Consider the following 6,267-nt stretch of genomic DNA (forward strand, 5'->3'; position numbering starts at 1 on the left):
TCGTATCGGCGAAATTCCGCGTCGGGTGATAGACCGAATCGACGATCAAAACATGATCGCCGGCCGAGACGAAGGTGAGCAGGGGAATCGTCACCGCAGCCAGTCCCGACGGCACGGCGATCGTGCCGGCCGACCCTTCCAGCGCATCGACGGCGAGCGTGAGCGCATCCATCGTCGGCGTGCCGCGCGTCCCGTAGGTGTATTTCTGGCTGCGCGAGGCCATCGAAGCGGCGTCGGGGTAAAGCACCGTCGAGGCATGCACGACCGGCGGATTGACGAAGCCGAAATAGTCGCGCGGGTTGTTGCCGGAATGCGCAAGCCGCGTGTTGATGCCGATGTTGCTGCCGTCTGTCGCCATAGTTCGTCGCTCGTCGCCCATAGTTCGTCGCTCGTCGCAGTGTGTCAGGGGCTCAGCCATAGAGCGATGGAACTGGTCGCGCAACCGCTGCGAACCCGCCAAGCGATGGTGTTTGGCTGGGCCAAATGAGAGGTCGCCGGCTCATCTTTCGTGCTCTTTGCAGGCTTCCGGCGACGATGCGCCGGAGGCAGCCTGGCGCGCCTTTCTTCGCTACGAATCACGCCAGTCCTTCCATTGCCGCCAACAAGTAGTAAGAGGCGGGAGTTCAGGTAATGGCCAAAATTTCGATGGCGCCGGACTTGCCGGTCCCGGCTGCAGCTCTTGGCCAATTTGCGGGCGCTTTTGGCTGCAATTCTGTGATTTGCAGCAATCGGTTTTCAAACGTGTCGCAATTCGGTCATTTCCCTTGACCTCACAGGAATAATCGCCTTCGATGCGTTTCGTGAATGGGAGGCAGTGCATCGGCGAAACGATGCGGGTCCGGGAGCGGGCCTACGTGGGAGCTGCATTCACAAACGAAAAAAGATCAAGCGTCGCCTGCAATTAGGGGCGCCTGTAACAGAAAAGGGTCTGTGGGTCATGAAACACATTGCATTGGGCATGCTTGGCGCCGCCGCGCTCGGGCTCATGGCGTCCGCCGCTTCGGCCGGCACGCTCGACACCGTCAAGCAGAAGGGCTTCATCCAGTGCGGCGTCTCGACCGGCCTCGCCGGCTTCTCGGCGCCGGACGACAAGGGCGACTGGAAGGGCATCGATGCGGATTTCTGCCGCGCCGTCGCGGCCGCCGTCTTCGGTGACGGCTCCAAGGTCAAGTTCACGCCGCTCAGCGCCAAGGAGCGTTTCACCGCCCTGCAGTCGGGCGAGATCGATATCCTCTCGCGCAACACCACCTGGACGAGCAACCGCGACAGCGCGCTCGGCCTCGATTTTGTCGGCGTCACCTATTATGACGGCCAGGGCTTCATGATCAACGCCAAGAAGCTGCCGGGTGTGAACTCCGCACTGCAGCTTTCGGGCGCCGCGGTCTGCGTGCAGAGCGGCACCACCACGGAGCTCAACCTCGCCGACTACTTCAAGAAGAACAAGATGGAGTACAACCCCGTCGTGTTCGAGAAGCTGGAAGAGGTCAACGCCGCCTATGATTCCGGCCGCTGCGACGCCTACACCACCGACCAGTCCGGCCTTTACGGCATCCGCCTGACGCTCTCCTCGCCCGCCGACCACGTCGTGCTGCCCGAGATCATCTCCAAGGAACCGCTCGGTCCGGCCGTGCGCCAGGGCGACGATCAATGGGCCCATATCGCGCGGTGGACGTATTTTGCGCTGCTCAATGCCGAGGAAGCCGGCATCACGCAGGCCAATGTCGAGGAGATGAAGTCGTCGACCGATCCGAACATCCAGCGCCTCCTTGGCACTGAGCCCGATGGCAAGTACGGCGCCGATCTCGGCCTCTCCAACGACTGGGTTGTCAACATCATCAAGGCGGTCGGCAACTACGGCGAAATGTTCGAGCGCAATGTCGGCTCGGGCAGCCCGCTCAAGATCGCGCGCGGCATCAACGCTCTGTGGACGAAGGGCGGCCTGCAATATGGTCCGCCGGTTCGCTGATTGAAATGTGATCCGGGAGGCAGGTCGTCTGCCTCCCGGTTTCTCTTTTCAGGGGATCGTCTATGGCTTCGCAGGAAATTCTTCGGCAGGAGCCGGGTCGCGGCTCCTTCATCAATGACCCGAAAATACGCGCCCTGTTCTTTCAGACGCTGGTCGTAATTCTTCTGTTCGTTTCGATCTGGTGGATCGTCAACAACGTCATCGAGAACCTCCAGCGCCTTCATATCGCTTCAGGCTTCCAGTTCCTCAGGAACAGGGCCGGTTTCGATATCTCCGACACGCCGATTGCCTATACGTCGGACGCAACCTATGGCCGTGCGCTCATCGTCGGCTTGCTCAACACAATCATCGTTGCCGCCGCCGGCATTGTCCTGGCCACCATAGTCGGCTTCATCATTGGCATCGGCCGGCTATCGCAAAATTGGCTGATCCGTAAGATCTGCACGGTCTATGTCGAGATCTTCCGCAATATCCCGCCGCTGCTGGTCATCTTCTTCTGGTATTCTGGCGTGCTCGCGGTGCTGCCGCCGCCGCGCGAGAGCTATCACCTGCCGTTCGGCTCCTTCCTCAACCAGCGCGGCTTCTATTTTCCGCGCGGTGTCTGGGGCGACGGCTCCTGGCTGGTTCTGGTCGCTTTCGTCGTGGCGCTCGCCATGGCATGGTTTGTCGCGCACCGGGCGCGCCAGCGGCAGATGGCCACCGGCCAGCAATTTCCTGTGTTCTGGACCTCGGTCGCCCTGATCGTCGGCCTGCCCGTGCTCGCCTTCCTGCTCGCCGGCATGCCGCTTACCTTTGACTTCCCGAAGCAGTCGACCTTCAATTTGACAGGCGGATTTCAGATCAAGCCTGAGTTCCTGTCGCTCCTGCTGGCGCTTTCCTTCTACACGGCCGCCTTCATCGCCGAGATCGTGCGCGCCGGCATCAAGGGCGTGAGCAAAGGCCAGAGCGAAGCGGCGGCTGCACTCGGCCTACGCTCCGGGCCGATCCTGCGCCTGGTGGTGATCCCGCAGGCGATGCGCATCGTCATCCCGCCGCTCACCAGCCAGTATCTGAACCTCACCAAGAACTCTTCGCTGGCGATCGCCATCGGCTACCCCGATCTCACCGCCACCGCCGGCACGGTACTCAACCAGACCGGCCAAGCGGTCGAGGGCGTGTTTCTCATGATGATCGCCTATCTGGTGCTGAGCCTCGTCACCTCTGCGGTGATGAACGTGGTGAACGCCAGAATGGCGCTGGTGGAGAGGTAGAGCCATGCAGGAACACGACATGTCCTGGGTGCGCACCGAGATGACGCTGGCGCAGCCGGCGCCTCCTGGCGAGCGCGGCGCCTATGCCTGGGTGCGCAAGAACCTGACCGCCTCGGTTGGCGACACTATCCTGACCATCCTCGGCATCGCCATAGTCGCCTGGATCCTGCCGCAGGTCATCAACTGGGCCTTCATAAACGCAGTGTGGACCGGGCCGGACCGCACGGTCTGCGCCACCGTCTCGCAAGGCGGCATCCAGCCCGACGGCTGGACCGGCGCCTGCTGGGCTTTTGTCAACGCGAAGTTCGGCCAGTTCATGTTCGGCACCTATCACATCGAGGAACGCTGGCGGCCTATCCTGGTCGCCATCCTGTTCGTGGTGTTGCTGGTGCCTATGCTGATCCCGCGCGTGCCGCGCAAGGGGCTGAACGCCATCCTGCTCTTCCTCGTGCTGCCGGTCGTCGCCCACTTCCTTTTGGTCGGCGGTGTGTTCGGCCTGCCGCATGTCGAGACCTCGCGCTGGGGTGGGCTGCTGGTGACGCTCAGTCTCTCCTTCGTTGGTATGGCCGTGTCGCTGCCCCTGGGCATCGCTCTGGCGCTCGGCCGTCGCTCCCAGATGCCGATCGTCAAATGGCTTTGCGTCGTCTTCATCGAGACGGTGCGCGGCATTCCGCTGATCACCGTGCTGTTCTTCGCCAGCGTCATGCTGCCGCTTTTCCTTCCCGAGGGCGTTACCTTCGACAAGTACCTCAGGGCGCTGATCGGCGTGTCGCTGTTTGCCGCCGCCTATATGGCGGAAGTGGTGCGCGGCGGCCTCCAGGCGATCCCGAAGGGCCAGTATGAGGGCGCCGATTCGCTCGGCCTCGGCTATTGGCAGAAGATGGGCTTGATCGTGCTGCCGCAGGCGCTGAAGCTGGTCATTCCCGGCATCGTCAACACCTTCATCGGCATGTTCAAGGACACCAGCCTGGTGCTCATCATCTCGATGTTCGACCTGCTCGGCGTGGTGAAGCAGAATTTCTCCGATCCCAACTGGGCGACGCCGCAGACCCCGAAGTCCGGCTTGATCTTCGCCGCCTTCGTGTTCTGGCTGTTCTGCTTCGGCATGTCGCGCTATTCAATGTATACCGAGCGCCGGCTGGACACCGGCTACAAACGATAAAAAGGGGAATTGGCCATGGCCACCGAAAACGCCGTCAGCGCGGAAGACCTCAAGGTCGATGCCAAGAAGATGCACATCTCGACGACAGATGTCGCCATCGACATCGTCGGCATGCACAAATGGTATGGCGAGTTCCATGTGCTGAAGGACATCAACCTCAAGGTGATGCGCGGCGAGCGCATCGTCATCTGCGGTCCGTCCGGCTCCGGCAAGTCGACCATGATCCGCTGCATCAACCGCTTGGAAGAGCACCAGAAGGGCAAGATCATCGTCGACGGCAAGGAACTCACCAACGATCTGAAGAAGATCGACGAGGTGCGCCGCGAGGTCGGCATGGTGTTCCAGCACTTCAACCTGTTCCCGCATCTGACAATCCTGGAGAACTGCACGCTGGCGCCGATCTGGGTGCGCAAGACGCCAAAGAAGCAGGCCGAGGAAATCGCCATGCATTTCCTGAAGCGCGTCAAGATCCCGGAGCAGGCCAACAAATATCCTGGACAGCTCTCCGGCGGCCAGCAGCAGCGCGTGGCGATCGCCCGCTCGCTCTGCATGAACCCGCGCATCATGCTGTTCGACGAGCCGACCTCGGCGCTCGACCCGGAAATGATCAAGGAAGTGCTGGAGACGATGGTTGGCCTTGCCGAGGAAGGCATGACCATGCTTTGCGTCACCCACGAGATGGGCTTTGCCCGCAAGGTCGCCAACCGTGTGATCTTCATGGACCAGGGCCAGATCGTCGAGCAGAACACGCCGGCCGAGTTCTTCGATAATCCGCGCCATGAGCGCACGAAACTGTTCCTGTCGCAGATCCTGCACTGAGCTTCTGACGCCAATTCGAGAAGCCCGGCCGCCAACGGCCGGGCTTTTGAGCGACCGGTTGGTGAAGCGCGCTGCCGGTCTCGCCTTCCATAGTTGTCGAGGCGCGGTAGCATTGGCGGTCGTGCAGGACACCGCTGCAGCGAACGCCTCACCGCCTGTTCCGCTCCTCCCAGCCATAGAGCCAGTCCAAATCTCCCGCGAGCTTCTCCGCCGGGCGCGTCGCCAGCACCAGGTTGCGCGCGATTGCAACCGGGCCCCAGGCGTGCCAGGCCATGCGGTTGAGCGCGCCGCGTCTGAGCACCTTCTCGATGCGCGGGCGCCTGAGATTTTCCCATGTGGTGAGGCTCTGCCGCGGATCGCCGTCGAATTCGGCGACCAGATCGGCGAGCATCGCGGCATCCTCGATCGCCATCGCCGCGCCCTGCGCCGCGAACGGGGTCATGGCGTGCGCCGCGTCTCCGATCAGGGCTACGCCCTTCGGCATCGTCCAGCGACGTTGCTCGACGGTGTGGATCGGAAACGCCGTCCATGGCCCGGCAAGTCCGGCAAGCCTTGCCAGCGCGGGCGACGTACCGCGCATGGCGCTGGCGAGGATGGCGGGGTCCGCATGGCCGGACCAGCCTTCGGCGATGCGATCGCCTCTGGTGAAAGCGGCCAGGTTGAAGGCGCTGCCCTTGCTCACCGGATACGCGACCATATGGAAGCCGGGATGGAGGAAGGCGGTGATGCAGTCGCCGGCGGCGATTGCTGCAAAAGCCTGGCCGGCGGCGCTTGTCGATGCGACCGTTGCGCGCCAGGCCAGCTCGCCCGAGAAGCGGTTCTTCCCGAAAGCCGGCTCTCGACCCGCAAGCAGCCTGCGAACCGACGACCAGACGCCGTCGGCGCCGATCAGCAGGCCGCCGGCGGCCTCGATGTTGCCGCTATCCGTTTCGGCGGTGACGGTGATGTTTTGCGGCTGAACGGCAACGTCCGTCACCCGCGCGCCGGTGAGGAGTTGGATCTCGGGATGCTCCGCCATCCGCGCCGTCAGCGCCGTCTGCAGGTCGGCGCGGTGTGCCACCAGATAGGGC

6 protein-coding genes are annotated in these 6,267 nt (G+C 62.8%); 4 read left to right on the forward strand and 2 right to left on the reverse strand.

Annotation, left to right across the window (positions count from 1 at the left end):
* Window positions 1-358 (reverse strand): PLP-dependent transferase (locus EOA60_RS14435; RefSeq protein WP_206628137.1); only part of this gene is annotated, 358 nt, incomplete at its 3' end.
* 579 nt (window positions 359-937) lie between these two features.
* On the opposite strand from EOA60_RS14435, the gene EOA60_RS14440 reads away from it, so the two are divergent.
* The 4 genes from EOA60_RS14440 (at window position 938) to EOA60_RS14455 (ending at window position 5,197) form a co-directional block, all read left to right on the forward strand.
* A complete protein-coding gene (locus tag EOA60_RS14440; protein WP_066997146.1) occupies window positions 938-1,966 on the forward strand; it encodes an amino acid ABC transporter substrate-binding protein in 1,029 nt (342 codons plus the stop codon).
* A 62-nt stretch (window positions 1,967-2,028) separates the two neighbouring features.
* Window positions 2,029-3,216: an amino acid ABC transporter permease gene (locus tag EOA60_RS14445; RefSeq protein ID WP_095778333.1), complete on the forward strand. Its 1,188-nt coding sequence runs from the start codon at window positions 2,029-2,031 to the stop codon at window positions 3,214-3,216.
* Window positions 3,217-3,220: 4 nt separating this feature from the next.
* Window positions 3,221-4,378 (forward strand): amino acid ABC transporter permease, encoded by a 1,158-nt coding sequence (locus EOA60_RS14450; RefSeq protein WP_066997152.1) that lies wholly within the window; start codon window positions 3,221-3,223, stop codon window positions 4,376-4,378.
* A gap of 15 nt (window positions 4,379-4,393) precedes the next feature.
* A complete protein-coding gene (locus EOA60_RS14455) occupies window positions 4,394-5,197 on the forward strand; it encodes an amino acid ABC transporter ATP-binding protein (RefSeq protein WP_066997155.1) in 804 nt (267 codons plus the stop codon).
* 148 nt (window positions 5,198-5,345) lie between these two features.
* Here EOA60_RS14455 and EOA60_RS14460 read toward each other — a convergent pair.
* The coding region (locus tag EOA60_RS14460) for an FAD-dependent monooxygenase (RefSeq protein WP_128311529.1) at window positions 5,346-6,267 on the reverse strand (922 nt) is incomplete at its 5' end.

Origin of the sequence: Mesorhizobium sp. M1A.F.Ca.IN.020.06.1.1, assembly GCF_004023265.1 — a bacterium.
Lineage (GTDB): Bacteria > Pseudomonadota > Alphaproteobacteria > Rhizobiales > Rhizobiaceae > Mesorhizobium.